The sequence below is a fragment of the Acidovorax sp. GW821-FHT10E03 genome (assembly GCF_059415205.1).
This window is the reverse complement of the sequence record NZ_JBWKMU010000006.1, coordinates 13,985-40,215: the sequence shown is the minus strand read 5'-3', so window position 1 is coordinate 40,215 and position 26,231 is coordinate 13,985. Positions and strand designations below refer to the sequence as shown.

At 68.3% G+C, this 26,231-nt stretch carries 26 protein-coding genes; 15 read left to right on the top strand and 11 right to left on the bottom strand.

Going from position 1 to position 26,231, the window contains the following annotated elements; genetic code table 11:
• Positions 1-10 precede the first annotated feature (10 nt).
• Both AC07OD_RS11745 and AC07OD_RS11740 read left to right on the top strand, forming a co-directional pair.
• On the top strand, positions 11-1,690 hold the full coding sequence (locus AC07OD_RS11745) for a long-chain-fatty-acid--CoA ligase (RefSeq protein WP_218297878.1): 1,680 nt from the start codon (positions 11-13) through the stop codon (positions 1,688-1,690).
• 130 nt (positions 1,691-1,820) lie between these two features.
• The gene (locus AC07OD_RS11740) at positions 1,821-2,588 is read left to right on the top strand and encodes a 5'-methylthioadenosine/adenosylhomocysteine nucleosidase (RefSeq protein ID WP_494596772.1); all 768 of its coding nucleotides are present in this window, start codon (positions 1,821-1,823) and stop codon (positions 2,586-2,588) included.
• Positions 2,589-2,786: 198 nt separating this feature from the next.
• Here AC07OD_RS11740 and corA read toward each other — a convergent pair whose 3' ends face one another.
• From corA to AC07OD_RS11715, 5 genes are all read right to left on the bottom strand, one after another.
• On the bottom strand, positions 2,787-3,773 hold the full coding sequence (gene corA / locus AC07OD_RS11735; RefSeq protein ID WP_010464274.1) for a magnesium/cobalt transporter CorA: 987 nt from the start codon (positions 3,771-3,773) through the stop codon (positions 2,787-2,789).
• Between the two features lie 198 nt (positions 3,774-3,971).
• Positions 3,972-4,778 (bottom strand): uracil-DNA glycosylase family protein, encoded by an 807-nt coding sequence (locus tag AC07OD_RS11730; RefSeq protein ID WP_494596769.1) that lies wholly within the window; start codon positions 4,776-4,778, stop codon positions 3,972-3,974.
• A gap of 27 nt (positions 4,779-4,805) precedes the next feature.
• On the bottom strand, positions 4,806-5,285 hold the full coding sequence (gene rimI, locus AC07OD_RS11725; RefSeq protein ID WP_218341783.1) for a ribosomal protein S18-alanine N-acetyltransferase: 480 nt from the start codon (positions 5,283-5,285) through the stop codon (positions 4,806-4,808).
• 22 nt (positions 5,286-5,307) lie between these two features.
• Positions 5,308-6,048, bottom strand: a complete 741-nt coding sequence (gene tsaB / locus AC07OD_RS11720) for a tRNA (adenosine(37)-N6)-threonylcarbamoyltransferase complex dimerization subunit type 1 TsaB (RefSeq protein ID WP_218297873.1) — start codon at positions 6,046-6,048, stop codon at positions 5,308-5,310.
• 31 nt (positions 6,049-6,079) lie between these two features.
• Positions 6,080-7,078, bottom strand: a complete 999-nt coding sequence (locus tag AC07OD_RS11715) for a DMT family transporter (protein WP_492245262.1) — start codon at positions 7,076-7,078, stop codon at positions 6,080-6,082.
• Between the two features lie 100 nt (positions 7,079-7,178).
• Between AC07OD_RS11715 and dacB the strand changes: the two genes are divergently transcribed.
• The 3 genes from dacB (at position 7,179) to AC07OD_RS11700 (ending at position 10,423) form a co-directional block, all read left to right on the top strand.
• Positions 7,179-8,651: a D-alanyl-D-alanine carboxypeptidase/D-alanyl-D-alanine endopeptidase gene (gene dacB / locus AC07OD_RS11710; protein ID WP_494596767.1), complete on the top strand. Its 1,473-nt coding sequence runs from the start codon at positions 7,179-7,181 to the stop codon at positions 8,649-8,651.
• 71 nt (positions 8,652-8,722) lie between these two features.
• Positions 8,723-8,992 carry a SemiSWEET transporter gene (locus tag AC07OD_RS11705; protein WP_218297870.1) on the top strand — a complete coding sequence of 90 codons (270 nt, stop codon included), beginning with the start codon at positions 8,723-8,725 and terminating at the stop codon, positions 8,990-8,992.
• 132 nt (positions 8,993-9,124) lie between these two features.
• Positions 9,125-10,423, top strand: a complete 1,299-nt coding sequence (locus AC07OD_RS11700; RefSeq protein ID WP_492246534.1) for a lipase family protein — start codon at positions 9,125-9,127, stop codon at positions 10,421-10,423.
• Positions 10,424-10,543: 120 nt separating this feature from the next.
• Here the strand turns inward: AC07OD_RS11700 and AC07OD_RS11695 are convergent, their stop codons facing one another.
• From AC07OD_RS11695 to purE, 4 genes are all read right to left on the bottom strand, one after another.
• Positions 10,544-11,497, bottom strand: a complete 954-nt coding sequence (locus tag AC07OD_RS11695; protein ID WP_492246533.1) for an SGNH/GDSL hydrolase family protein — start codon at positions 11,495-11,497, stop codon at positions 10,544-10,546.
• A gap of 75 nt (positions 11,498-11,572) precedes the next feature.
• Positions 11,573-12,589, bottom strand: a complete 1,017-nt coding sequence (locus tag AC07OD_RS11690; protein WP_494596765.1) for an L-threonylcarbamoyladenylate synthase — start codon at positions 12,587-12,589, stop codon at positions 11,573-11,575.
• 2 nt (positions 12,590-12,591) lie between these two features.
• Positions 12,592-13,761, bottom strand: a complete 1,170-nt coding sequence (locus AC07OD_RS11685; protein ID WP_494596763.1) for a 5-(carboxyamino)imidazole ribonucleotide synthase — start codon at positions 13,759-13,761, stop codon at positions 12,592-12,594.
• The gene (gene purE, locus AC07OD_RS11680; RefSeq protein ID WP_494596761.1) at positions 13,758-14,252 is read right to left on the bottom strand and encodes a 5-(carboxyamino)imidazole ribonucleotide mutase; all 495 of its coding nucleotides are present in this window, start codon (positions 14,250-14,252) and stop codon (positions 13,758-13,760) included. Before purE ends, AC07OD_RS11685 begins: the two co-directional genes overlap by 4 nt.
• A 159-nt stretch (positions 14,253-14,411) precedes the next feature.
• On the opposite strand from purE, the gene trxA reads away from it, so the two are divergent.
• Positions 14,412-15,320: a thioredoxin gene (trxA, locus tag AC07OD_RS11675; RefSeq protein WP_218297865.1), complete on the top strand. Its 909-nt coding sequence runs from the start codon at positions 14,412-14,414 to the stop codon at positions 15,318-15,320.
• Positions 15,321-15,516: 196 nt separating this feature from the next.
• Here trxA and AC07OD_RS11670 read toward each other — a convergent pair whose 3' ends face one another.
• Positions 15,517-16,437, bottom strand: coding sequence for a phosphoribosylaminoimidazolesuccinocarboxamide synthase (locus AC07OD_RS11670; protein WP_218297864.1), 921 nt, complete (start codon positions 16,435-16,437; stop codon positions 15,517-15,519).
• A 259-nt stretch (positions 16,438-16,696) separates the two neighbouring features.
• Here AC07OD_RS11670 and AC07OD_RS11665 point away from each other — a divergent pair, with 259 nt between their 5' ends.
• The 4 genes from AC07OD_RS11665 (at position 16,697) to hprK (ending at position 20,092) form a co-directional block, all read left to right on the top strand.
• Complete coding sequence (locus tag AC07OD_RS11665) at positions 16,697-17,923, top strand: MFS transporter (protein WP_218297863.1); 1,227 nt, start codon at positions 16,697-16,699, stop codon at positions 17,921-17,923.
• A gap of 247 nt (positions 17,924-18,170) precedes the next feature.
• Positions 18,171-18,506, top strand: a complete 336-nt coding sequence (gene hpf / locus AC07OD_RS11660; protein ID WP_494596758.1) for a ribosome hibernation-promoting factor, HPF/YfiA family — start codon at positions 18,171-18,173, stop codon at positions 18,504-18,506.
• Positions 18,507-18,617: 111 nt separating this feature from the next.
• Positions 18,618-19,085, top strand: a complete 468-nt coding sequence (locus AC07OD_RS11655; RefSeq protein ID WP_218297861.1) for a PTS sugar transporter subunit IIA — start codon at positions 18,618-18,620, stop codon at positions 19,083-19,085.
• Between the two features lie 50 nt (positions 19,086-19,135).
• A complete protein-coding gene (gene hprK / locus AC07OD_RS11650; RefSeq protein ID WP_218297860.1) occupies positions 19,136-20,092 on the top strand; it encodes an HPr(Ser) kinase/phosphatase in 957 nt (318 codons plus the stop codon).
• A gap of 119 nt (positions 20,093-20,211) precedes the next feature.
• Here hprK and fur read toward each other — a convergent pair whose 3' ends face one another.
• Positions 20,212-20,628: a ferric iron uptake transcriptional regulator gene (gene fur, locus AC07OD_RS11645; RefSeq protein WP_218297859.1), complete on the bottom strand. Its 417-nt coding sequence runs from the start codon at positions 20,626-20,628 to the stop codon at positions 20,212-20,214.
• A gap of 87 nt (positions 20,629-20,715) precedes the next feature.
• Here fur and AC07OD_RS11640 point away from each other — a divergent pair, with 87 nt between their 5' ends.
• The 5 genes from AC07OD_RS11640 to leuS all read left to right on the top strand — a co-directional run bounded on the left by AC07OD_RS11640 (position 20,716) and on the right by leuS (position 26,202).
• The gene (locus AC07OD_RS11640) at positions 20,716-21,276 is read left to right on the top strand and encodes an outer membrane protein assembly factor BamE (RefSeq protein ID WP_218297858.1); all 561 of its coding nucleotides are present in this window, start codon (positions 20,716-20,718) and stop codon (positions 21,274-21,276) included.
• Between the two features lie 66 nt (positions 21,277-21,342).
• Complete coding sequence (dapB, locus tag AC07OD_RS11635) at positions 21,343-22,203, top strand: 4-hydroxy-tetrahydrodipicolinate reductase (protein WP_218341787.1); 861 nt, start codon at positions 21,343-21,345, stop codon at positions 22,201-22,203.
• A gap of 14 nt (positions 22,204-22,217) precedes the next feature.
• Positions 22,218-22,901, top strand: coding sequence for a MotA/TolQ/ExbB proton channel family protein (locus tag AC07OD_RS11630; RefSeq protein ID WP_218341788.1), 684 nt, complete (start codon positions 22,218-22,220; stop codon positions 22,899-22,901).
• 22 nt (positions 22,902-22,923) lie between these two features.
• Positions 22,924-23,373 carry an ExbD/TolR family protein gene (locus tag AC07OD_RS11625; protein WP_218341789.1) on the top strand — a complete coding sequence of 150 codons (450 nt, stop codon included), beginning with the start codon at positions 22,924-22,926 and terminating at the stop codon, positions 23,371-23,373.
• A 135-nt stretch (positions 23,374-23,508) separates the two neighbouring features.
• Complete coding sequence (leuS, locus tag AC07OD_RS11620) at positions 23,509-26,202, top strand: leucine--tRNA ligase (protein ID WP_218297854.1); 2,694 nt, start codon at positions 23,509-23,511, stop codon at positions 26,200-26,202.
• Positions 26,203-26,231 lie beyond the last annotated feature (29 nt).

The following is a 26,231-nucleotide window of genomic DNA, read 5'->3' as shown; positions in this document are numbered from 1 at the left end:
GAGACAAAAAATGACGAATCGCCCCTGGCTGGCTGCCTATCCGCAAGGCGTCCCCGCAGACATCGACACCGCGCAATACCCGTCGCTGGTGGCCCTCATGGACGAGGCGTTCACCAAGTACGCGGGCCGCGTGGCCTACAGCTTCATGGGCAAGGAAGTGACCTATGCCCAGACCGACTCCCTGAGCAGTGCGTTCGCGGCCTACCTGCAGGGCCTGGGCCTGGTCAAGGGCGACCGCGTGGCCATCATGATGCCCAACGTGCCGCAGTACCCCGTGACGGTGGCGGCCATCCTGCGCGCGGGCTTCGTGGTGGTCAACGTGAACCCGCTGTACACCCCGCGCGAGCTGGAGCACCAGCTCAAGGATTCGGGCGCCAAGGCCATCGTCATCATCGAGAACTTCGCCACCACGCTGCAAAGCTGCATTGCCAACACGCCCGTCAAGCATGTGGTGCTGTGCGCCATGGGCGACCAGCTGGGCCTGCTCAAGGGCGCGCTCGTCAACTACGTGGTGCGCAACGTCAAGAAGATGGTGCCCGCCTACAACCTGCCGGGCGCCGTGCGCTTCAATGACGCCGTGGCCCAGGGCACGCGCGGCACCCTCAAGAAGCCCGACATCCGGCCCGACGACATCGCGCTGCTGCAATACACCGGCGGCACCACCGGCGTGAGCAAGGGCGCGGTGCTGCTGCACCGCAATGTGATCGCCAACGTGCTGCAGTCCGAGGCATGGAACGACCCGGTGATGAAGAAGGTGCCCGCGGGCGAGCAGCAGACCAGCATCTGCGCGCTGCCGCTGTACCACATCTTCGCGTTCACCGTGAACATGATGCTGAGCATGCGCACGGGCGGCAAGACCATCCTGATCCCCAATCCGCGCGACCTGCCTGCCGTGCTCAAGGAGCTGTCCAAGCACACCTTCCACAGCTTCCCGGCCGTGAACACGCTGTTCAACGGCCTGGCCAACCATCCCGACTTCAACACCGTCAACTGGAAGAACCTCAAGGTCTCGGTGGGCGGCGGCATGGCCGTGCAGGGCGCCGTGGCCAAGCTGTGGCTGGAGAAGACCGGCTGCCCCATCTGCGAGGGCTACGGCCTGTCGGAGACCAGCCCCTCGGTCAGCTGCAACCCCGTGACCGCCAAGGAGTTCACCGGCACCATTGGCGTGCCGCTCCCCGGCACCCTGATGAAGCTGCTCGACGACGACGGCCGCGAGGTGACCACCCTCGGCCAGCCCGGCGAAATCGCGATCAAGGGCCCGCAGGTGATGGCCGGCTACTGGCAGCGCCCCGATGAAACCGCCAAGGTCATGACCGACGACGGCTTCTTCAAGTCCGGCGACATCGGCGTCATGGACGAGCGCGGCTTCTTCAAGATCGTGGACCGCAAGAAGGACATGGTGCTGGTCAGCGGCTTCAACGTCTACCCCAACGAGGTCGAAGAAGTCGTGGCCAACTGCCCCGGCGTGCTCGAATGCGCCGTGGTGGGCGTGCCCGACGAGAAGACCGGCGAGGCCGTCAAGCTCGTGATCGTCAAGAAGGACCCCGCGCTCACCGAAGCGCAGGTCAAGGAGTTCTGCCGCGCTGAACTCACGGGCTACAAGCAGCCCAAGGTCATCGAGTTCCGCACCGAGCTGCCCAAGACGCCCGTGGGCAAGATCCTGCGCCGCGAGCTGCGCGACAAGAAATGACCATCACCCTGAGCCGCTTCGCGGCTTCCCCCTTCTCTCGGCTCGCGCCGGGAAGGGGGACGACGCCAGCGGCCTGGCGAAGCCAGTTCCACGGCGTCCGCTGGTATGGGACGTGTCGGTTTCGTAGGCCATGACCACCGCCATCCTCAGCGCCTTGCCCGAAGAGCAAAGCTCGCTGGTCCAGCACCTGTCGCACCCCCAGCGCCTGGTGCATGCCGGCCGTTTCTTCTGGCGCGGCGACCTGTGCGGCCGGCCAGTGGTGCTGGCGCTCTCGGGCATCGGCAAGGTGGCGGCGGCCACCACGGCCACGGCGCTCATCGAGCGCTTCGGCGTGGCGCGCATCGTCTTCACCGGCGTGGCGGGCGGTGTGGGCGATGGCGTGAACGTGGGCGACGTGGTGGTGGCGCAGGACTACCTCCAGCACGACATGGACGCCTCGCCCCTGTTCCCCCGCTGGGAGATCCCGGGTTACACGCGCAGCCGCCTGGCATGCGACACCGTATTGTCTGCTCTGCTTCTGGAAGCGGCCAGCGCTTGTATATCAAGGGCCAGCGGCCAATTTGGCTTGAAAACTGACGCAACAGATGCGTTGGAAGGTGTCTTGCACCGCGCACACCACGGCCTGGTGGCCAGCGGGGACCGCTTTGTTTCCGCAGCCGATGAAGCCCACCGCCTGCGCACCACGTTGCGCGACGCCGGCCACGACGTGCTGGCCGTGGAAATGGAAGGCGCCGCCGTCGCCCAGGTGTGCCACGACTACGGCATCCCTTTCGCCGCCGTGCGCACCATCTCCGACCGTGCCGACGACACCGCCCACGTGGACTTTCCCCTCTTCGTGCAGACCGTGGCCAGCCGCTACGCCGAGCACATCATGCTGGCGTTTCTTCAAAAACTATAAAATTAATAGCTACTCGCGCTTATTGGATAAGCGCTAGGAGCTATTTTGATTGGATATTTTCATGCGTGGCCGTAGATCATCGGTCGCCGCGCCGTGAAACTGGCGCTCCCCCGTGCCAGCGCCACCGTGGATCCGGCTTCGCCGGTCCACCGGAGGCGTCCCCCCTCGGGGGGGAAGGCGCGCAGCGCCACAGGGGGGCTACTTCAACCAGCCCCGCTTGCGGAAGTACCACATCGGCCCTACCGCGCTGGCGATCATCAGCAGGATGCCGTAGGCATACCCGTAGCTCCACTCCAGCTCGGGCATGAACTTGAAGTTCATGCCGTACACGCTGGCGATCAGCGTGGGGGGCAGCAGCGCCACGCTGGCCACCGAGAAGATCTTGATGATCTTGTTCTGGTTGATGTTGATGAAACCGACCGTGGCGTCCATCAGGAAGTTGATCTTGTCGAACAAAAACGCCGTGTGGTTGTCCAGCGATTCGATGTCGCGCAGGATCTGGCGGGCTTCCTCGAACTGCTCGGAGTTGAGCATCTTGCTGCGCATCATGAAGCTCACGGCGCGGCGGGTGTCCATCACGTTGCGGCGGATGCGTCCGTTCAAGTCTTCCTGGCGGGCAATGGCGCCCAGCACCTCGCCAGCAAGGGCATCGGTCACGTCGCCGGCCAGCACCTGCTTGCTCACCTTTTCCAGCTCGTCGTAGATGTTCTCGAGCGTGTCGGCCGAATACTCGGCGTCGGCGTCGAACAGCTTGAGCAGCACTTCCTTGGCGTCTTCGATGAGCCCCGGCGCGCGGCGTGCGCGCATGCGCAGCAGGCGGAACACCGGCACGTCTTCGTCGTGGATGGAAAACAGCACGCCCCGGCTCTTGAGGTTGGCGTTGTGCTGGTTCAGGATGAAGGCCACGCGCACCGAGCGCGGGTCTTCATCGTCGTCGATCAAAAAGTCGCTGCGGATGTGCAGCTCGCCGTTGTCTTCCTCGTAGAAGCGGGCGGATTCCTCGATGTCCTCGTCCATCGCATCCTCGGGGATGGACAGGCCGTAATGCTGCTTGATCCAGCGTTTTTCTTCGAGGGTGGGGGCTTCCAGGTCCACCCAGATCGGCTGGAAGCGGGTCAGCTCTTCCAGGGATTCGATTTCTTCCTGGAACAGCCGGCCATTGGCGAGCGTGAAGATGTTGAGCATGGGCTCACTCCCTTGTTGTGTGGCATCTGCGGTGTGGGGGATCGGGTGCTTTCAACCCCACAGCAGGCAGGCCGGGGAGCTGAAAGCTACCAACTCGGGTAGGTTTCCAAGGAGCTTTCTCCGTAAAAAATGGACAGGCGGCGGATTATGGCACTGCCGCCGCGGCGGGTCCGTGGCAAAAGCCCGCGCCCGCCGTGGTCAGGTGGATGAAGCCTGGCGCACGATGGCCAGTGCCCGGCACAGGTCGGCCCAGGCGGCGGCCTTGGTCTCCTGCGAGCGCAGCAGGAAGGCGGGGTCGTAGGTCACCACGGCGGGGCACCCGCCCAGCGCGTGTGGCCCCGCGCGCAGGCGGCCCAGCGGTTCGGTGCGGCCCAGCGCCACGCGCGCCGCGACATGGCCCAGCACCAGCACCAGGGCGGGCTGCAGCGATGCCACGGTCTCGGCCAGCGTGGCCTGGATGTCCGCGCTCGCCTGCGTGCCGGGGGCGGGGCGCTCCAGCGCGGCCAGGAACACGCGGGGATGCCGGTGCAGTTGCATGGCGCGCAGCATGTTGTCGAGCAGGCGGCCTGCGTCGCCGCCCAGCGGGTCGTCGGGGGTGAGGCATTCGGCCACGATCAGCCAGCCCGGGCCCAGCCCGGCGGGCGCCTGCGCCGGATCGGCCAGGGGGTACAGCGGCTGGGGCGCGTGCAGCCTCAGGGCCGGGGCGACGGGGGCCGTCACGGTGGAGAGGGTGGAGGGCGGCGTGTCCTGCGCTGGCGCCGGTGCAGCGCGCGCGGGCACCCGGGGCGGGGTGGGGGGCGCTGCGCGGTCGGGGGCGGCGGCCAGGGCTGTCGTGGCGGCCACCAGGGCGGGCCGCGCCGGTGGGCGATCGGTGCCGGGGGCCGCTGTGGCGCCCGCTGCTTGCGCGGCTGGCGCCGCCACCGCCACGGCCTGTGGCGGGCCCCACACGGTGACGCCCATTTCTTGCAGCATGGCGCGCTGTCGCGCATCGAGGTGGAGGCTCATACGGGCGGGGTGGGTGGTTCTTGCGGGTTACAGGGGCAGGCTCATGACCACGGCGTCTTCGCGCTGGCCCTCGGCCGCGGGGTAGTAGCGCTTGCGTTCGCCCACGCGGCGAAATCCGTGCGCCTGGTAGATGCGCTGAGCGCGCACGTTGCTCACGCGCACCTCCAGCCACAGCCACTGCGCACCCCGTCCGCGTGCCCACAGGGCCAGCGCATCAAGCAGCACCCGCGCCCAGCCCTGGCGCTGGAATTCGGGCGTGACGGTGATGTTGAGCAGGTGCACTTCGTCCACGCCCAGCATCGCCACGAAGTAGCCCAGCAGATGGTCGCCGGCCATGAGCAGCTGGGCCTGGTAGCCCGAGGCCAGCGCATCGGTGAAGTTGCCGCGCGTCCAGGGGTGCGAATAGGCGCGTTGCTCCACCGCCAGCACGGCGTCGAGCCGCGCGAGCGTGAGGGTTTCAAAGCGCGCTTCCAGGGCGCGGGCGGGCGGGGTGGGCAGGGCGCTCATGCGGTGGTGGCCAGGACAAGGTTCACTGGGACGCGCCAACCCCGGGTTCCTGCGGGTTGGCTGCCGCCTGGGCGGCGCGCAGGGCGGCACGTTCGGCGGTGGTTTGCGCCACTTTATCGCGGATATAGCGCGGCAGCGCATCGCGGGCTGGCACGCCGTGGCCGGCGGCCAGCAGCGCAGGGGCCAGGCGCAGCAGCGCACCGGCCGTGGGCAGCGCGGCCACATGGGGGGCATCGGGCGCGAGCCGGTCGCCGTAGGGGGCCTGCGCATTGCCCGCCACCGTCCAGCCCGGGGGCGGCAGCACGGATTCCGGCGCGCCCAGTCCAAAGTCGGCGTCGGCCTGCCAGCGTGCCTCGGGGGCCCGCCATTCGCAGCGCGCGTGGTAGACCTCGTCCATGCGCGCGTCCAGCACCGCCACCACGCGCGTGCAGCCCTGCGCGTGGCGCGCCTCCTCGGCCACCGCGAGCAGGGTGTCCACGGGCAGCACCGGCACGCCGTGGCCCCCGCGTGCGCCAAACGCCAGCCCCTGGGCCACGGCGCAGGCGGTGCGCAGGCCGGTGAAGGAACCCGGCCCCCGGCCAAACACGATGGCCTCGAGCGTGTCGAACGACACGCCGGCCTGCGCCATCAGGCTGCGCACCGCCGGGATCAGGGTGGCCGATGCCTGCGCGCCCCCGGGGCCCGTGTGATGCCACACGGCATCGCCCTGCTGTACCGCGATGGAGAGGGTGTCGGTGCTGGTGTCGAAGGCAAGCAGATTCATGGGGCCTGGGGGTTTGCGCGGCAAAAGGAGGTCAGGAGGCGGTGTGGCCAGGGGCGGGCGTGGCGGTGGCGGCCGGGCCCGCCGGGCTCCTGCGCAGCACGCCCAGCAGGATACCGGCAGTCACCAGCAGCAGGCCGGCGACGAGGTTCCAGTACATCGGCTCGTCCAGGAACACCACGGCACCGATGGCCGAGAGGCCAGGCACCAGCGCCGTGATCATGGTGGAGCGCACGGGCCCATAGTGCTGGATCATGCGCGTGAAGCCGATGCCCGAGATCACCACCGAGCCGCCGCCCTGGAACACCATGTGAAAGACGATCTCGCTCCAGGGCGCCAGCGCCAGGTGGCTGGTGACGGCGCCCAGCGTGGTCAGCAGGGCATAGCCGGGCACATAGACCAGGCAGGCAAACGCCGTGATCGCGATGGTGGCCTGCACGGCGTCCACCGCGTGGCGCCGGGCCAGCACGCTGTAGGTGGCCCAACTCGCGGCCGCCATCATGAAGAGCAGGTCGCCCTTCCACACGTCGCCCCCCGAGAAGGCCGCCAGCAGGCTGCGGCCGCCCACCAGCAGGTCGCCCGCCACGATGAAGGCCAGGCCCGCGGCACGCAGCGGGGTGATGTGGTCGCGCAGCAGCGCGGCGGCCAGCAGCGCCGTCCACAGCGGCAGGCTGCCCGGCATCAGCACGGCCGCGTGGGTGGCGGGCGCATGGAAGAACCCCGCGTAGGCCAGCATGGCGTACAGCAGCCCGCCGAAGATGCCCAGCAGGGCCGTGGTGCGCAGCGGCAGGGGCGAGATGCCCGCCAGGCTGGAGGGCGGGGCGGACGCGCCCTGCGCCGCCGTGCGCCGCCGCACCATCCACCAGCCCCAGGGCAGCAGCACCAGGCTGGCGCCGGTGATGCGCAGCAGCGCGATGTCGAACGGGGTGAGCGTGCGCTGGGCCGAGGCGCGGGCAATGACGATGAAGCCTGTCCAGATGGTGACGGTCACGACCGCCGCCAGCAGGCCCATGGCACGAGGAGAAAAGCGCATCGGGGGATTATCGGTGCCTGCCGCCGCCAGCGCTGGCGCGCGGCTTGCCGGCGGGGCCGGGGCAGAGGCTACCCCTGGCGCCGGGCGATAGACTTCCGCCATGTTTTCTCTTCCTGTTGCCTGGCGCTGGAATGCGCTGCGGGATGCCGTGCGCTGCTGCGCGGCATCGCTTGTCCTGGCGGGGGCCGCCGGCGCCGCCGGGGCGCAGTCCGCCACCCCCGCACCCGTTTCGTTGCCCCCGGAAGTCGAGGCGGCCCTGCAGCGCGCCAGGCTGCCGCGCGAGGCGTTGTCGGTGGTGGTCGTGGATGCCCAGGGCGGCCGCGCTGCGGCGCGCCTTTCGCACCGCGCGCAGGCCCAGGTCAACCCGGCGTCGGTGATGAAGCTGGTGACCACTTACGCGGCGCTGGAGCAGCTGGGCCCCGCCTATGTGTGGAACACCCCGGTCTACGTGCAGGGCACGGTGCAGGAGGGCAGCCTGCGCGGCAATGTCTACATCCAGGGCCAGGGCGACCCCAAGCTCGTCATGGAGCGCCTGTGGCTGCTGATGCGGCGCCTGCAGGGCCAGGGCATCCAGGTCATCGTGGGCGACATCGTGCTCGACCGCACCGCCTTCGATGTGCCCGACCACGACCCGGCGCGCTTTGACGGCGAGCCCCTGCGCCCGTACAACGCCGCGCCCGACGCGCTGCTGCTCAACTACAAGTCGTCGGTGATGACCTTCGTGCCCGACGCCGCCGGCGGGCTGGCCCGCATCCAGTACGACCCGCCCCTGGCGGGCGTGTCGCGCCAGCCCACCGTGGCGCTGGCGGCGCCGGGCACCGAGTGCGGAGACTGGCGTGGCGCCCTGCGCGCGGAGCTGGCCGACCCCGCCAAGGTGGTCTTCCAGGGGGTGTACCCGGCCGCCTGCGGCGAACGCGTGTGGCCCGTGGCGGCGGCCGACCCGCGCGGCTTTGCGGCGCGCGCGGTGGAAGGCATGTGGCGCGAACTGGGCGGCAAGCTCACGGGCAGCGTGCGCGAGGGCAAGGTGCCGGCCGGCCTGAAGCCCGCCTTCGTGGCCACCTCGCCCCCCCTGGCCGAGGTGGTGCGCGATGTGAACAAATACAGCAACAACGTGATGGCGCAGCATGTCTTCCTCACGCTGGCATTGCAAAGGAACGGTGTGGCCACCTTCGACGGTGCCCGCGAGGCCCTGCGCCAGTGGTGGCTCGCGCGCATGGGCGATGCGGAACTGCCCCTGGCCGACAACGGCGCGGGCCTGAGCCGGGACGCCCGCCTGACCGCGCAGGCGCTGGCGCGCATGCTGCAGGTGGCCTGGGCCTCGCCCGTGATGCCGGAGCTCGTGGCCTCGCTGCCCATCTCCGGCGTGGACGGCACGCTGCGCCGCAGCCAGAGCCGCGCGGGCGTGGCCCACCTCAAGACGGGCAGCTTGCGCGACGTGATGGCCGTGGCGGGCTACGTGCACGCGGCCAGCGGCCGGCGCTATGTGCTGGTGGCGGTCGTCAACCATGCCAATGCCGGCGCAGCGCGGCCCGTGCTGGACAGCCTGGTCGACTGGGCGGCGGGTGACCAGTGAATAATCCGGCGTTGCCCCGGCCCCGCGCGCCCGGGCCTTCGCTTCGAACAGGTTTCCGGAACCACCGCCCCATGCCCACGACCGAGCTCATCGGCTACCTTGCCGCCGCCATGACCACCTGCAGCTTCGTGCCGCAGGCGCTGCACACCTTCCGCACGCGGGATGTCCGCGGCATTTCGCTGGGCATGTACAGCGTGTTCACGGCGGGCGTGGCGCTGTGGCTGGTCTATGGGCTGACCCTGGCGGCCTGGCCCATCGTGGTGGCCAATGCCATCACGCTCGCGCTGGCGGGGACGATCCTGGGAATGAAGGTGGCCTACGGGGCAGGCGGCGGGCACTGACCGCCGGCCCGTGGCAGCACGCTGTCGCCTAGGCGTCTGCGCGCCCGGTGCGGTCCGCGTTATCCCCTATGGATGGTGCAGTGCAGGTGCGCGCACGATGCGTCGTTCCTTCCAGACCTGAGGTATCCATTCATGACGTATTTCCGCCTTACCTGTGTCGCCGCCGCCGCGGTCCTGCTTGTTGCCTGCGGTGGCTCCGACGATCCCGCCCGCGGCGCGCTGATCGATCCCCCGGCGGTGCTCACCACGCTGACGGCCGCGCAGATCGACGCAGGCACTTCCAGCAGCGGCCTGCAGGCCATCACCGGCAAGGCGAAATGCGACGTGAAGGTGGTTGCGCTCAATTACGCCACCGCGGGCGCCAAGGGGGGCGAGAGCACCAACGCCTCCGGCGTGATGCTCGTGCCCGCGGGCAGCTGCAGCACCGCCGCGCCGCTGGTCGCCTATGCCAAGGGCACCGACGTGCAAAAGCCCCGCACCCTGGCCAATCCGCAGGACAGCGAAACCTTCCTGCTCGCTGCCATGTACGCCGCCCAGGGCTATGCCGTGGTGGCCACCGACTACCTGGGGTTTGCCAAGTCAGGCTACAGCTACCACCCCTACCTGCACGCCGACTCGGAAGCCACCTCGGTCATCGACTCGGTGCGCGCCGCCCGCAACGCGGCGGGCAGCGTGGGCGCCAATCTGTCGGGCAAGGTCATGTTCACAGGCTACTCGCAGGGCGGGCACTCGTCGATGGCGGCGCACCGCTCCGCTGAGCGCGACTACGGCAATGAATTCAACGTGGTGGCCGGCGCCCACCTGGCGGGCCCCTACAACCTGTCGGGTTCGCTGCGCATCCCGGACGCCATCGCGGGCGTGCAGTTCTTCGTTCCGTACCTGGTGACGGCCTGGCAGAAGGTCTATGGCGATGTCTACACGGACGTCAAGCAGGTCTTCAAGGCGCCGTACTCGGGCTACATCGAGACCCTGCTGCCCCACCCCACGCTGACCTACACCACGCTGGTCACCTCGGGCACCCTGCCTGCGGGCACGCCCAACCAGGCGCGTGATGCGCTGTTCCAGCCCGCCTTCATCACGGGCTCGCAGACCAGCACCACCCACCCCCTGTACCTGGCGGCCAAGAAGAACGACCTGCTGGGCTGGAACCCCAAGGCCCGCGTGCTGCTGTGCGGCGGGGCGGGCGACCCCACGGTGCCGCCTGCGATCCACCAACGTGTGATGAAGGCCGACTTCGACAGCCGGGGCCTGACCAACGTGGCGTCGGTGGACGTCGATGCCGCGATCCAGGCCACCTTCGGCCCGGGCGGCCAGGCCCCCACCGATCCGGCATCGGCCGCATTCGCGACCTACTACGCCGCCTACCACGGCACGTATGAGCCACCCTTCTGCCATGCACAGGCCCGTGCAGTGTTTGACACCGTCAAGTAGGCAAAGGCATCCGCCCTGCCCGCCCAGGGCAGGGCGCACAGCAAAAAGCCGACCCTGGGGTCGGCTTTTTTTGTGCCTCCCGGTGGCGCGCTCCACGAGCGCCGCCACCCCGCAGGCGGGTTACCAGCGCGCCTTCAGCCGGTCATGGGCGTAGGTGCCGAACTGGCGTTGTGCCGAAGGGGTGAGGTACACCGGGTCGGCGAACACGTAGGAGGCCTGGTTGGCGCCCGCCAGCAGCGTCGAGGGGGTGCACAGGGCCGAGTTGACCTGTCCGGCGCCAATGCCGATGCCGTTGGCGGCGTCCACGGAGGTGCACACGGGCGTCGTGGCGTTGTTGAAACCGTAGTTGGCGGGCACGCTCGTGTACAGGTTCACGTAGTAGGCGGAATCGACGTACAGCACGTTGGCGCCGAGGTCCACGATGCCCACGAGCAGGCCGTCGTTGAAGCGGCTGCTGGCGTCGGTCAGCAGCGCCTCGCGGCGGATGGCCTTGGCCCACGGGGTCTTGCTCAGGTCATAGGTGCCGGTCACCACCACGTACTTGGCGCCCGCGGCGACGAGGCGGCGCACCTGCGCGGCCATGTCCTCACCGGCCTGGCGGGCTGCGGCCACCATGGCGGCTTCCGTCTGGGTGCCTGCCTGCACGGCGGCCATGCCGGCGATCACGTCGCTGATGCCGCCGCTCAGGATCACCACGTCGTTGGCCGCGAAGCTGCCGCTGGCCAGGAAAGTATCGATCTGCTCGGTGATGGTGGGGGTGCTGGCGTTGCCCGCGGCGTCGGGCTTGGCCTTGACGCGGGCGTTGCCCACCGCGTAGCTCTTGCCGCCCGCCGAGGCGGCCGTGAGGGGCTTGCCGTAGTTGGCGGCCACCTGCAGGGTCCAGTTGTTCACGCTGCCGTCATTGACGGTGTAGCGCGTTCCCTTTTGCCCCACGTCGCTGTTGGCATCGCCGAACGCGATGAAGCGCTCGGGCGTGATGGCCGATTCGGTGGTGCTTGAACCGCAGGCCGCAAGCAACGCGGCCGACGCACATGCGGCGACCAGAACGGTGCGGCGCATCCAATTTGCTGCCATGTATTTCTCCAGAAAAGTGGGGGTAGTTTAGCGGTGCAACGTCAACCCATGTAAAGCCGCCTTGTGCGGCTGGAATCATGCGGCAGATGCCCGTTGCAGGCGGTCACGAACGCCTTCCCACTCGGGCTCGGCGGGCGGGGTCTCGATCCAGATCAGTTTCACGCCGTCGTCGTCGAAGCCGCGCAGCACGGCGAACAGCTGCTGGGCCGTGGCGGCCGCGTCGTCGGGCATGCGGCGCATGACGAGCCTGGAGGACTGGGTGCGCAGCGCGGCACGGGCATAGACCGCGATGTGGGCGGCGTCGGCGCCCAGCAGGTCCAGGCCGGTCTGCAGGGCCTTGGCGTCCATCAGGCGCACCTTGGCGGCGGGCGCGTAGTGCGCTTCGAGCGTGCCGGAGGCGCGCGGCGTGAGCGCGGGCAGGTCGTCCCTGGACAGCGGCGCGGTGCCGCAGGCGGCCTCAATCTGCTCGCGCGTGACGGCGCCCGGGCGCAGCAGCACCGGCACGCCGCGCGTGCAGTCCACGATCGTCGATTCGATGCCTACGGCGCAGGGCCCGCCGTCAAGCACCAGCAGCCCGGCGCCCAGCTCGTCCTGCACATGCCGGGCGGTGGTGGGGCTCACGCGGCCAAAGCGGTTGGCGCTGGGGGCCGCCACGCCCCACACGGGCGGGCCGCCCAGGGCATCGCCATCGCCGGGCGCGGCGCAGGCCAGCAGCAGCGCGTGCGCCACGGGGTGGGCGGGGCAGCGCAGCCCCACGCTGTCCTGGCCGCCCGTGGCGGCCGTGGCCACGCCGGGCAGGCGAGGCAGGATGAGCGTGAGCGGTCCGGGCCAGAAGGCATCGACGAGCTTCTGCGCGAAGCCCGGCACCGCGCTGGCGAAGTGGCGAATGCCTTCGGCATTGGCCACGTGCACGATCAGCGGGTGATCGCTGGGGCGCCCCTTGGCGGCGAAGATCTGCGCCACGGCGGTATCGCTGCTGGCGTCGGCGGCCAGGCCATACACGGTTTCGGTGGGCAGGCCCAGCAGCGCGCCGCTGCGCACGGCCCGCGCTGCGGCGGCGATGGATGCGGGCTGGGTGCCGTCAAGAATCATGGTCAGAACGGCGCGATGCCCAGGAGGGCCGCAGCCCGCAGGGCGGTGGCCCGCGCGGCGTCGGGGGTGGCGGCGGTGATGTTGAGGTGGCCCATCTTGCGGCCGCGCTTGGCGTCGCGCTTGCCATACAGGTGCAGGTGCGTGCCGGGCAGGGCCAGCACCTCGGCCCAGGGGGGCGTCTGCTCCGTGCCGCCCTGCGCAAACCACAGATCGCCCAGCAGGTTGAGCATCACGGCGGGGCTGTGCTGGCGCGGCTGCGTGAGCGGCAGGCGGGCCATGGTGCGCACCTGCAGCTCGAACTGCGACACGTCGCAGGCGTTCTGGCTGTAGTGGCCGCTGTTGTGCGGGCGCGGGGCGATCTCGTTGACCACCAGGCTGCCGTCCTGCAGCACGAAGAACTCCACGCAGAGCACGCCGACGTACTGCAGGCCGTTTGCTATCGAAATTGCAGCTGCTACCGCTTGCTGAATAAGCGCTGGAGGCAGATTTTGTTCAAAAACCTCCGTCACGGCCAGGATGCCGTCGCGGTGCAGGTTGCGCTGCACGGGCAGGTGCACGGTGGCCCCGTCGGCGCCGCGCGCCACGATCACCGAGCATTCCAGTGCCAGCGGCAGCATCTTCTCCAGCACGCAGGGCACCTTGCCGACCGCGTCCCACGCAGCGGCGAGTTCGGCAGCGGTCTTCACGCGCACCTGGCCTTTGCCGTCGTAGCCCATGCGAGCCGTTTTCAGGATGCCTGGCAACAGATCAGAAGAAACTGCAGCCAGTTGCTCAGCCGTTTCGATCACCGCATACGGCGCGCAGGGCACGCCGCAGGCCACGAAATGGGCTTTTTCCCGCGCACGGTCCTGCGCCACCGACACGGCGCTGGCGGCGGGCGACACGGGGCGCTGCGCTGCCAGGGCGGCCAGCGCGGCCGCGGGCACGTTTTCGAACTCGGTGGTCACCGCATCGGCCAGGCGGGCCAGTTCGGCCAGGCCCTGCGGATCTTCATAGCCCGTCTGGATGTGGTGGTGGCTCACCAGCCCGGCGGGGCTGGTGGGGTCGGCGTCGAGCACGGCCGTGAAGTAACCCATGGCCTGCGCCTGGTGCACGAACATGCGGCCCAGCTGGCCGCCGCCGAGCACGCCCAGCGTCGATCCCGGCAGGAGGGGTTTGTTGCTGGCGCTCATGCGGCGGGCGGCAAGGTCATGTTGCGGGCCACCTCGGTCTGCTCGGCGCGGAAGGCTTCGAGCCGCTGGCGCAGTTCGGGGCTTTCGTTGGCCAGCAGGGCGACGGCAAACAGGGCGGCATTGGCGGCGCCCGCCGTGCCGATGGCGAACGTGGCCACGGGGATGCCCTTGGGCATCTGCACGATGCTGTGCAGCGAATCCACACCCTGCAGGTGGCGACTGGCCACGGGCACGCCCAGCACGGGCACGGTGGTCTTGGCGGCAATCATGCCGGGCAGATGGGCGGCGCCACCGGCACCCGCAATGATGGCCTTCAGGCCCCGGCCGGCGGCCGCCTCGGCGTAGGCGAACATGTCGTCGGGCATGCGGTGGGCCGAGACCACGCGGGCCTCATGCTGGATGCCGAATTGCTCAAGAATCTGCACTGCATGCTGCATGGTGTCCCAGTCGCTGCTGGAACCCATGACCACGCCGATCTGGATGGGTTTCATGGTGTGGAAGGTGCCTTGGCCGCGGGCTGCGCCTGCGGCACGGCTGTAGGTGGAACCCGCGATTTTACTTTTTGCGCTTCCCTTCGCCGCACCCGGGCATGTCGATGGGCCAAAATAGCGTGAACCAACCAGCTTGACCGGCCCCGCCCGTACACCACCATGATTGACGTCACCGTAGAGAACTTTGAAGCCGAGGTCGTTGCCGCCTCGATGACCGTGCCCGTGCTGGTGGACTTCTGGGCGCCCTGGTGCGGCCCCTGCAAGTCGCTGGGGCCGGTGCTGGAAAAGCTCGAGACCGAATACGCCGGCCGCTTCAAGCTCGTCAAGATCGACTCGGACCAGGAGCAGCAGCTGGCGGGCATGTTCGGCATCCGCAGCATCCCCACCTGTGTGCTGCTCATGAACGGCCAGCCCGTGGACGGCTTCATGGGGGCCCTGCCCGAGGGCCAGGTGCGCGCCTTCCTCGACAAGCACGTGCCCACCGCCGAGGAAATGGTGGCCGAAATGGAGGAGGAAGAAGCCCAGGACGCCCTGGCCGAGGGCGACACCAGCACCGCGCTGGAGAAGCTGCAGCATGCGGTGGTGACCGATCCCTCCAACGACGATGCGCGCTTCGACTACGTCAAGCTCCTGCTGCAGCTGCACCGCGAGGACGATGCCAAGGTCGCGTTCGCCCCCGTGATCGCCAAGGCCGCGGGCTCGCGCAAGCTCGGCGCGCTGAAAGTCTGGATGGATGCTATTGATTTCGTAGCTTCTGGCGCATATGGAGAAAGCGCTGAGGCCGATTTCGATGCCAAGATTGCCGCCAACAAGCGCGATTTCGATACCCGCTACGCCCGCGCCCGCTGGCTCTTGGCCGGCCAGCGCTGGACGGACGCGATGGACGAACTGCTCGAAATCCTCATGCGCGACAAGGCCTGGGGCGAAGAGATCGCCCGCAAGACCTACGTGGCCATCCTCGAGATCATCGAACCCCCCAAGGCGAAAGTGGCCGACGGCCAGATCCCGCCCGACGACCCGGTGGTGGCGACCTACCGGCGCCGGCTGTCGAGCGTGGTGCTGAGCTAGAACAGGCTACCCCCTGAGGCGCTTTGCGCCTTCCCCCTGGAAGGGGGACGCCGCCAGTGCGGCGGGGCGGCCCTTGCACGGCGGCCGCTGGCCTGTACCGTGCCCGTTGCGACGGCATCGTGCGATGGGTAGAAAAGAAAAGAAAAGAAAAGGCTCCCGGTTGGGAGCCTTTTGTGTTTTTTAGGCAGGTCGCCGTTTAACCGACCAAACGCTCCAGCGCCTCGCGGTACTTGGCGGCTGTTTTTTCGATCACTTCGCGCGGCAGGCGGGGGGCGGGCGCGGTCTTGTCCCAGGGCTTGCCGTTCACCTGGGCCTGCTCCAGCCAGTCGCGCACGAACTGCTTGTCGTAGCTTGGCGGGTTCTGGCCGGCGGCCAGGGCGGCTTCGTAGCCTTCCACGGGCCAGTAGCGCGAGCTGTCGGGCGTGAGCACCTCGTCCATCAGCACCAGCGTGCCATCGGGCGCCAGGCCAAACTCGAACTTGGTGTCGGCGATGATCATGCCTTTGGTCAGCGCGATCTCGGCGGCGGCCTGGTAGATCGCAATGCTGAGGTCGCGGATGCGGGTCGCCAGGTCCAGGCCGATCATCTCCACCGTGCGCTCGAAGGTGATGTTCTCGTCGTGCTCGCCCATGGCGGCCTTGGCGGCGGGGGTGTAGATGGGCGCGGGCAGCTTGGCGGCATTGGTCAGCCCTTCGGGCAGCGGCACGCCGCAGACCGAGCGCGATTCCTGGTACTCCTTCCAGCCGCTGCCGGCCAGGTAGCCGCGCACCACGGCTTCGACGGGGATGGGCTGCAGCCGCTGCACGAGCATGGACCGTCCGCGGATCTGCGCGGCCTCCTGCGCGGACACCACGCTTTCCGGCGCGTCGCCCGTCAGGTGGTTGGGGCAGATGTATCCGAGCTTGTCGAACCAGAACAGCGCCATCTGCGTGAGCAGCTCGCCCTTGCCGGGGATGGGTTCGCCCATGATCACGTCGAAGGCCGACAGGCGGTCGCTGGCCACCATCAGGATGCGGTCGTCGCCCACGGCGTAGTTGTCGCGCACCTTGCCACGGGCCAGCAGGGGCAGCGAGGTCAAGGCGGAAGTGTGCAGGGCGTTGGAGCTGGGCTGGGTCATGGTGTCGGGGTGGGCGGTCAATGTCCGCTGCAGGCAGGCCGAAGAACGTGGGGAATGGAGCGCGGGGGCATGGGAAATGCCTGCTGGCGCGCAACCGGTGGATTTTACGCGCGGGGCCCGAAGCGTGCGCGTGGCATGGGTTCCCGAGGGCGCGCGGGAGCGCACCGGAACGCGCCTTTGGCGAACGGGCCAGCGCGCTTCGTGCCGTTGCGGCACACTGGCGGCCCTGAGTCCGACCTGGCCGCCCTGGCCGCTTCCTGTGCCCTCCCATTCCACCCTGACCCCCCGCCGAGAACTGTGGCTGCTGCTCACGCTGGCCGGCATCCAGTTCACCCACATCCTCGACTTCATGATCATGATGCCGCTGGGGCCCCAGTTCACGCGGCTGTTTGCCATCAGCGATGCGCAGTTCGGCCTGCTGGTCTCGGCCTACACGCTCTCGGCGGGCGCATCCGGGCTGCTGGCCTCGACCTACATCGACCGTTTCGGCCGCAAGCGGCTGCTGCTGACGCTGTACGTCTTGTTCGGGCTGGCCACGCTGGCCTGCGGCGTGGCACCCACCTACGGCACGCTCATGGCCGCGCGCATCCTGGCGGGGGCCTTCGGGGGCGTGCTGTCGGCGCTGTCGCAAACCATCGTGGCCGACGTGATCCCCTTCGAGCGGCGCGGGCGCGCGATGGGCATCGTGATGACGTCGTTTTCCCTGTCCACCGTGGCCGGTGTGCCCCTGGGGCTGATCCTGGCCGAATACGGGGGCTGGAACCTGCCATTCCTGGCCATTGCGCTGATGGTGGGCGTGCTGGCCGTTCTGGCGGCACGCACCATGCCCGTGATGACGGGGCATCTGCGGGCCGCGGATGGCCGCACCGCGCTGGGCGGTATCGCCCAGGTGCTGGCCGACGCCAACCACCGCTGGGCCTTCCTGTTCTCGGCGCTCATCATGTTCGCCGGCTTCACGGTGATTCCCTACATCACCATCTACATGCAGGCCAACGCCGGGGTGCGGCCCGACCAGATTCCCCTGGTGTACCTGTGCGGCGGCGTGGTGACGCTGTTCACCGCGCGCCTGTTCGGCGTGCTCACGGACCGCTGGGGCAAGGTGGTGATGTTCCGCTGCCTGGCGCTGGCCGGCGCGTTGCCCCTGCTGGGCATCACGCTGGTGCGCGGGGTGCCGCTGGTGGCCGTGCTGGTGGTGTCGACGCTGATGTTCGCGCTGATGAGCGGCCGCATGATTCCGGGCATGGCCATCATTTCCTCGGCGGCCCGGGCGCCCTTGCGCGGCACCTTCATGACGCTGAATGCGTCGGTGCAGTCCGCGGCGATGGGCGTGGCGTCCTTTGTGGGCGGGGTGCTGATCAGCCGCGACGCGCAGGGGCTGGTGCAGAACTACTGGATGGCTGCCGTGGTGGGCATTGCGGCGAGCCTGCTGTCGATGGTGGTGGTGGGGCGGCTCACGCTGCACGGCGCGGCGCCCGCGGCACGGTGAGGAGCCGCATCTGCGGGACGGCGGTGTACGGGACGGCCCACCCGGCAACCTGCCCATTGTGCGCGCTTTTCGGAGGCTTGGCACCTTGGTCGGCATAACCCAGCGGACAGGGTCGGTATGGGATTGCTTTTCAGGGAGGGCGGGGGCATAGTGACTTCACGTCAACGGGATGCATCCAGGTTCGCCGAGCCGCTCCTCTGATCCAGGGCGGCGTTCTTCCACCGAGAGTGTTACAGGAGACTTATTTATGAACTTGACGATCAGCGGTCACCACCTCGAAGTTACCCCAGCCTTGCGCAACTACGTCACCACCAAGCTGGACCGGATCACCCGCCATTTTGACCAGGTTGTCGATGTCAAGGTACTGCTGACGGTAGAGAAGCAAAAGGAGAAGGAAAAGAGGCAGCGAGCGGAATGCAACATCCACGTCAAGGGCAACGACCTGTTTGCCGAAAGCTCCCACGCCGACCTGTATGCCGCCGTGGATGAACTGGTCGACAAGATGGACCGCCAGGTCGTGCGCCACAAGGATCGCCTGCAGGACCATCACCACGATGCCGTCAAGCGCGAACTGCACGCCTGATGCGGCAGCCCTGAGCCCGGCACAGCAGCCGCCCACTGGGCGGTTTTTTTGTTGCCCGATGCGTTGTGCTCAGGGTTTTCGCCAACGTGTGCATAATTGTTACCCTTGACCATGAACCGACTCGCCTCCATCCTGCCTTCCGCTCAAGTGCTCGTGTGCGTGGACGCCACCAGCAAGAAGCGTGCTTTTGAAGAAGCGGGTCTCCTTTTCGAGAGCCAGCACGGCCTGTCGCGCGCGCTGATCACCGACAGCCTGTTCGCGCGCGAGCGCCTGGGCTCCACCGGCTTGGGCCATGGCGTGGCCATTCCCCACGGTCGCATCAAGGGCCTGAAGGCGCCCATGGCCGCCGTGTTCCAGCTGCTCAATCCCATCGGGTTCGATGCGCCGGACGAATTGCCCGTCGGGCTGCTCATCTTCCTGCTGGTGCCCGAAGCGGCCACGCAAAAGCACCTGGAAATCCTGTCCGAGATCGCCGAGCTGCTGAGCGATTCGGCGCTGCGTGAACGGCTCAAGGGCTGCACCGACGCCACCGAGCTGCACGGCATGATCGCGGGCTGGCAGTCCACGCAGACGGCCTGAGCCGCCTGGCGCCGCGCACGAACGCACGCTCGCACCGTCGCCGATCCACCGTGAAGCCCAATGTCGTCAGCGCCGATGTCCTTTTCGAGGAATTCCGGGGCCTCCTGAAATGGGAGTGGGTGGCGGGGCTGGGCGCCTCCGAACGCCGCTTTGACGAAGTGGCGGTGCGCTCGGCACGTTCCGGGGCCGATCTGGTCGGCTATCTCAACTACATCCATCCGTACCGCGTCCAGATCCTGGGCGAGCGGGAGATCGCGTATCTCGGCAGCGCTTCACCCGATGATTGCAAGCGCCGCATTGCGCGCATCGTGACTCTCGAGCCGCCCGTGCTGGTGCTGGCCGACAACCAGACCGCCCCCGACGCCCTGGTGTCGATGTGCGAGCGGGCGCAGATCCCGATGTTCTCCACGCACGAGTCGTCGGCGTTTGTCATCGACGTGCTGCGCGCCTACCTGTCCAAGCACTTCGCCGACCGCACCACCATGCACGGCGTGTTCATGGACATCCTGGGCCTGGGGGTGATGATCACCGGCGAATCGGGCCTGGGCAAGAGCGAGCTCGGCCTGGAGCTGATCTCGCGCGGCAACGGCCTGGTGGCCGACGATGCGGTGGACCTGTTCCGCATCAACCAGACCACCATCGAGGGCAAGTGCCCCGAACTGCTGCAGAACCTGCTGGAAGTGCGCGGCATCGGTCTGCTCGATATCCGCGCCATCTTTGGCGAGACCGCCGTGCGCCGCAAGATGCGGCTGAAGCTCATCGTGCACCTGGTGCGCAAGGAAACCCTGGAGCGCGACTACGAACGCCTTCCCTACGAGCCGCTCACCCAGGACGTGCTGGGCGTGCCCGTGCTCAAGGTCGTGATCCAGGTGGTCGCCGGCCGCAACATCGCCGTGCTGGTCGAGGCCGCCGTGCGCAACACCATCCTGCAACTGCGCGGCATCGACACTTACCAAGAGTTTGTCGAACGCCATCGCCGCGCCATGGAGCGCGATACGGGCGGCTAGCGGCGCTCAGGCCACCGAAACTGGCGCGGCCCATACCAGGGCTCCCGCGCAAGGGCCGCCCCGCCGCGCCGGGAGCGTCCCCCTTAGGGGGAAGACGCCGAAGGTGGCTCAGGGGGGAGTCATTTCTTAGCGCAGTCGGCGCACTGCCCGTACAGCGCCATGGTGTGGTCCTGCACCAGCCAGCCCTTGGCCTTGGCCACGGCCTGCTGGCGTTTTTCGATCTCGGGGTCGTAGAACTCTTCCACCTTGCCGCACGAGGTGCACACGAAGTGGTCGTGGTGCTGGCCTTCGTTGAGCTCGTACACCGCCTTGCCGCTCTCGAAATTGCTGCGGATCAGGATGCTGGCCTGCTCGAACTGCGTGAGCACGCGGTAGACCGTGGCCAGGCCGATGTCCGAGCGCTCCTCCAGCAGCACGCGAAACACGTCCTCGGCCGTCATGTGGCGCTGCGCGCCCTTCTGGAAGATTTCCAGAATCTTCAGGCGGGGCAGCGTGGCCTTGAGTCCCGTGCTTTTGAGTTCGTCGATGTTGGTCATGGCATGGTCTTTCGGGATGCGGCCCCGCCTGGGGGTCGGAGGGCCTGCCGCTACAATGGGGCGATCATATCCTCAGCCCTTTTACCCATGCCCGTCAAAGCCCGTTGCAGCGCCCGCCTGGGCCTGGTCCTGTTGATCGGTGCCAGCGTGGCCGCCCTGGCCGGCTGCAGCAGCCTGGATGGCGCCAGTACCCGCATTGCCAACATTGTCACCCCCTACAAGATAGATGTGGTGCAGGGCAATTTTGTCTCGCGCGAGCAGGTCGAGGCGCTCCAGCCTGGCATGAGCCGCCAGCAGGTGCGAGAGATTCTGGGAACCCCGCTGGTCACCAGCCTGTTCCATGCCGACCGCTGGGAATACGTGTTCACGCTCAAGCGCCCCGGCGAAGATGCCCAGACCCGCAAGCTGACCGTGTACTTCAAGGGGGACGCGCTCGAGCGCTCCGAGGGCGACGAGATGCCGACCGAGACGGAGTTCGTGGCGGCCCTGGGGTCGCGCGGCTCCAAGGGCAAGGTGCCCGTGCTCGAGGCCACGCCGGAGCAGCTGGCCCGGTATCCCGCTTCCCAGCGGCCCCCCGCGTCGCCCACCGCGGCGCCGCTGGAGCCCGCTTCCATCAGCTATCCACCGCTTGAAGCGCCCGCACGGTAACGCCGGCGGGCTGGCGGTGGGCCGTGCCTGGCCCGCCGTGCTTCAACCACAACGTACAGGACACCCATGACAGGGACTTCTTCGCCTGCCGCCCCTTCCACCGCTTCCACGGGCTCCGGCCCCTGCCGTGTCGCCATCGCCGGCGCATCGGGCCGCATGGGCCGCATGCTCATCGAGGCCCTTCGCGCCAGTGACGACTGCGTGCTGGCCGGTGCGCTGGACGTGCCGTCCAGCCCGGGCATCGGCTCGGATGCCACCGCGTTCCTCGGCCATGCCAGCGGCGTCGCCATCACGGCCGACATTGCCACGGGCCTGAAAAACGCCGACGTCCTGATCGATTTCACGCGCCCCGAAGGCACCCTGGCCCACCTGGCCGTGTGCAGCCAGCTCGGGGTGAAGGCCGTCGTCGGCACCACCGGCTTCACCGATGCGCAGAAGGCCGAGATCGCGGCGTTGGCCCAGCGCACGGCCATCGTCATGGCGCCCAACATGAGCGTGGGCGTCAACGTCACGCTCAAGCTGCTGGAGATGGCCGCCAAGGCCATGGCCACCGGCTACGACATCGAGATCATCGAGGCCCACCACCGCCACAAGGTGGATGCGCCCTCGGGCACCGCGCTCAAGATGGGCGAGGTGATCGCCGGCGCCATGGGCCGCGACCTCAAGGAGTGCGGCGTGTTTGCGCGCGAGGGCGTCACGGGCGAGCGCGACCCGTCGAGCATCGGCTTTGCCACCATCCGGGGCGGCGACATCGTGGGCGACCACACCGTGCTGTTCGCGGGCATCGGCGAGCGCATCGAGATCACGCACAAGTCCTCCAGCCGCGCCACCTACGCGCAGGGCAGCCTGCGCGCGGTGCGCTTTCTCGCCGGGCACAAGACGGGCATGTTCGACATGTTCGATGTGCTGGGCCTTAACAACAACTAGCCATCGGGCCAGCCATGGACGCTCTCCACTGGTGGCGCCAGGGCGACGCCGTCACGCAGGGTGCCGCGCTGGTGCTCCTGGCCATGTCCGTGGCAAGCTGGGTGGTCATCGTCTGGAAGCTGCGGCTCATGCGCCAGGCCAGCGCCGACGTGGCCCGCTGCACGGCGGCGTTCTGGCAGGCGCCGTCCATGGACGTTGCTGCACAGCGCCTGCAATCTTTTGACCGCGCTGCGCTTGTCCTGCCTTTGGTTGTTGCTGCGAATTCAATAGCAAATCATGCCGGTCCCACCGGCCAGCCCACGCTGGCGGCGGCAGGCAGCCTGTCGCAGCGGCTCACCCGCGTGCTGCGCGACGCCTTGCACGGCGTGCTCGGGCGCCTGCAGTTTGGCCAGGTGCTGCTGGCCACGGTGGGCTCCACGGCACCGTTCGTGGGGCTGCTGGGCACCGTCTGGGGCATCTACCATGCGCTCACGGCCATGGCGGGCGCGGGGCAGATCACCATCGACCGCGTGTCCGGCCCCGTGGGCGAGGCGCTGGTCATGACGGCGGCCGGGCTGGCGGTGGCGATCCCGGCCGTGCTGGCCTACAACGTGTTCGGCCGCCTGATCGGCCGCATCGAGGCCGACCTGGAAGGCTTCGCGCGCGACCTGCGCGAACTGCTGATCGACACGGCGCCGCCCGCCGGTGCGCGGCCCTGAATCCCGGAGGTCCGTTTTCACCATGGCCTTCGGACGACTTGAACGCACCGCAGGGCCCCAGCCCATGAGCGACATCAACATGACGCCGCTGGTGGATGTGATGCTGGTGCTCGTGGTCATCTTCATCCTCACGGCGCCGCTCATGGCCAGCGCGATCCGGCTCGACCTGCCGCGCACCGAAGGCGCCACGCCCGGCACGGTGCCGCAGTTCGTCACCCTGGTGGTCGATGCCTCGGGCCAGGCCTTTCTTCAGGACGAGCCCCTGTCGCAGCCCGCGCTGGCCGAGCGCCTGCGCCGCATCGGCGCCGAACGGCCCGACACCGAAATCCAGCTGCGCGCCGATGCGGCCGTGCCCTATGGGCGGGTGGTCGAAGTCATGGGCGCGGCGCACCTGGCCGGGCTGCAGCGCATCGGCTTCGTGGCCGAGCCGCCGGCCGCTGGCGCGCCAACGGCCCCTGCCAGGGCACCTTGAAGCCGCCATGCGCCGGAGTCCCAGGGGGGGCGCGCAGGCCGCTGGCGGCGGCGGGCGCGGAACGCAGGGCCTGACAGCCTAAAATCTGCGCAGCGCGGCCTCGCAGCCGCACACCTCTCTCATCCCCGAGCCCTCATGCAAGACAAATACTCTCCCCAAGACGTCGAGCGCGCCGCGCACGACCACTGGACCGCCACCGACGCCTACCGCGTGACGGAGGACACCAGCAAGAAGAAGTTCTACGCCTGCTCGATGCTGCCCTACCCCAGCGGCAAGCTGCACATGGGCCATGTGCGCAACTACACCATCAACGACATGCTCACGCGCCAGCTGCGCATGAACGGCCACAACGTGCTCATGCCCATGGGCTGGGACGCCTTCGGCCTGCCGGCCGAGAACGCCGCGCTCAAGAACGGCGTGCCCCCCGCCAAGTGGACGTACGAGAACATCGCGTACATGAAGAAGCAGATGCAGGCCATGGGCCTGGCCATCGACTGGAGCCGCGAAGTGGCCACCTGCGACCCCACGTACTACAAGTGGAACCAGTGGCTGTTCCTCAAGATGCTGGAAAAAGGCATTGCCTACCGCAAGACCCAGGTCGTGAACTGGGACCCGGTGGACCAGACCGTGCTGGCCAACGAGCAGGTCATCGACGGCAAGGGCTGGCGCACCGGCGCCACGGTGGAAAAGCGCGAGATCCCGGGCTACTACCTGAAGATCACCGACTACGCCGAAGAGCTGCTGGACTTCGTGACCGGCGACAAGCTGCCCGGCTGGCCCGAACGCGTGAAGCTCATGCAGGAGAACTGGATCGGCAAGAGCGAAGGCGTGCGCTTCGCCTTCCCGCACGATATCCGGGCCGATGACGGCACGCTGATCGGCGACGGCCGCATGTACGTCTTCACCACGCGCGCCGACACCATCATGGGCGTGACCTTCTGCGCCGTGGCGCCCGAGCACCCGCTGGCCGCCCACGCCGCCAGGACGAACCCGGAGCTCGCCGCCTTCATCGAGGAATGCAAGAGCGGCGGCACCACCGAGGCCGAGCTGGCCACGCAGGAAAAGAAGGGCCAACCCACGGGCCTGTTCGTCACGCACCCGCTGACGGAGGAAAAGGTCGAGGTCTGGGTCGGCAACTACGTGCTCATGGGCTATGGCGACGGCGCCGTGATGGGCGTGCCCGCGCACGACGAGCGCGACTTCGCGTTCGCCCTCAAGTACAACCTGGAGATCAAGCAGGTGGTGCTGGTCGATGGCGAGCACTTCGACTACCACCAGTGGAACGACTGGTACGGCGACAAGCAGCGCGGCGTCACCATCAACTCCGACAGCTTCAGCGGCCTGGGCTACAAGGAAGCCGTCACCGCCGTGGCCCACGCGCTGCAGGCCAAGGGCCTGGGCGAGACCAAGACCACCTGGCGCCTGCGCGACTGGGGCGTGAGCCGTCAGCGCTACTGGGGCACGCCCATCCCCATCATCCATTGCGATGAGCACGGCGCCGTGCCCGTGCCCGAGAAGGACCTGCCGGTGGTGCTGCCCACCGACTGCGTGCCCGATGGTTCGGGCAACCCGCTGCACAAGCACGAAGGTTTCCATGCTGGCGTGGTCTGCCCCGTGTGCGGCAAGGCCGCGCGGCGCGAGACGGACACCATGGACACGTTCGTGGACTCGTCCTGGTATTTCATGCGGTATTGCGACCCCAAGAATGCCGACGCCATGGTCGCTGGCGGCGCCGACTACTGGATGCCGATGGACCAGTACATCGGTGGTATCGAACACGCCATCCTGCACCTCTTGTACGCGCGCTTCTGGACCAAGGTCATGCGCGACCTGGGGCTGGTCAAGGTGGACGAGCCCTTCACCAAGCTGCTCACGCAAGGCATGGTGCTCAACCACATCTACAGCCGCCGCACCGCCAAGGGCGGAAAGGACTACTTCTGGCCACACGATGTGGAGCATGTGCTGGACGAAGGCGGCAAGATCGTTGGCGCCAGGCTCAAGAACGAAGCCACCAGCGGTGACGGCCTGTTGCCGGCGGGCACGCCCATCGACTACGAGGGCGTGGGCACCATGTCCAAGTCCAAGAACAACGGCGTGGACCCGCAGGACCTCATCGAGAAGTACGGCGCCGACACCGCGCGCCTGTACACCATGTTCACCGCCCCGCCCGAGGCCACGCTGGAGTGGAACGACGCGGCCGTGGAAGGCAGCTACCGTTTCCTGCGCCGCGTGTGGAATTTCGGCTTCAAGCTCTCCGCCATGGACATGCAAGCCGCCAGCGCCAGCGTGGCAAGCGCCAGCAGCCTGAAGGAGGTGGAGTTCGGCAAGGAGGCCAAGGCCCTGCGGCTGGAGATCCACACCGTGCTCAAGCAGGTGGACTACGACTACCAGCGCATGCAGTACAACACCGTGGTGTCGGGCGCGATGAAGATGATCAACGCGCTCGAGGACTTCAAGGCCACGGAGTCGGCCGGCGCCCAGGTGGCGCTGATCGAAGGCTTTGGCATCCTGCTGCGCGTGCTGTACCCGGCCACGCCCCACATCGCGCACAGCCTGTGGAGCAGCCTGGGCTACGCGGGCCACCTGGGCGATCTGCTGGATGCGCCCTGGCCCCAGGTGGATGCGAACGCGCTGGTGCAGGACGAGATCGAGCTCATGCTGCAGGTCAATGGCAAGCTGCGCGGCTCCATCCACGTGCCGGCGCAGGCCGACAAGGCAGCGATCGAGCGCATCGCCCTGGCCAGCGAGGCCTTCACGGCACATGCCGCGGGCGCGGCGCCCAAGCGGGTGATCGTGGTGCCTGGCCGCCTCGTGAACGTGGTGGTGTGAAATGAAGCGACACCCCCCTGAGGCGCTGC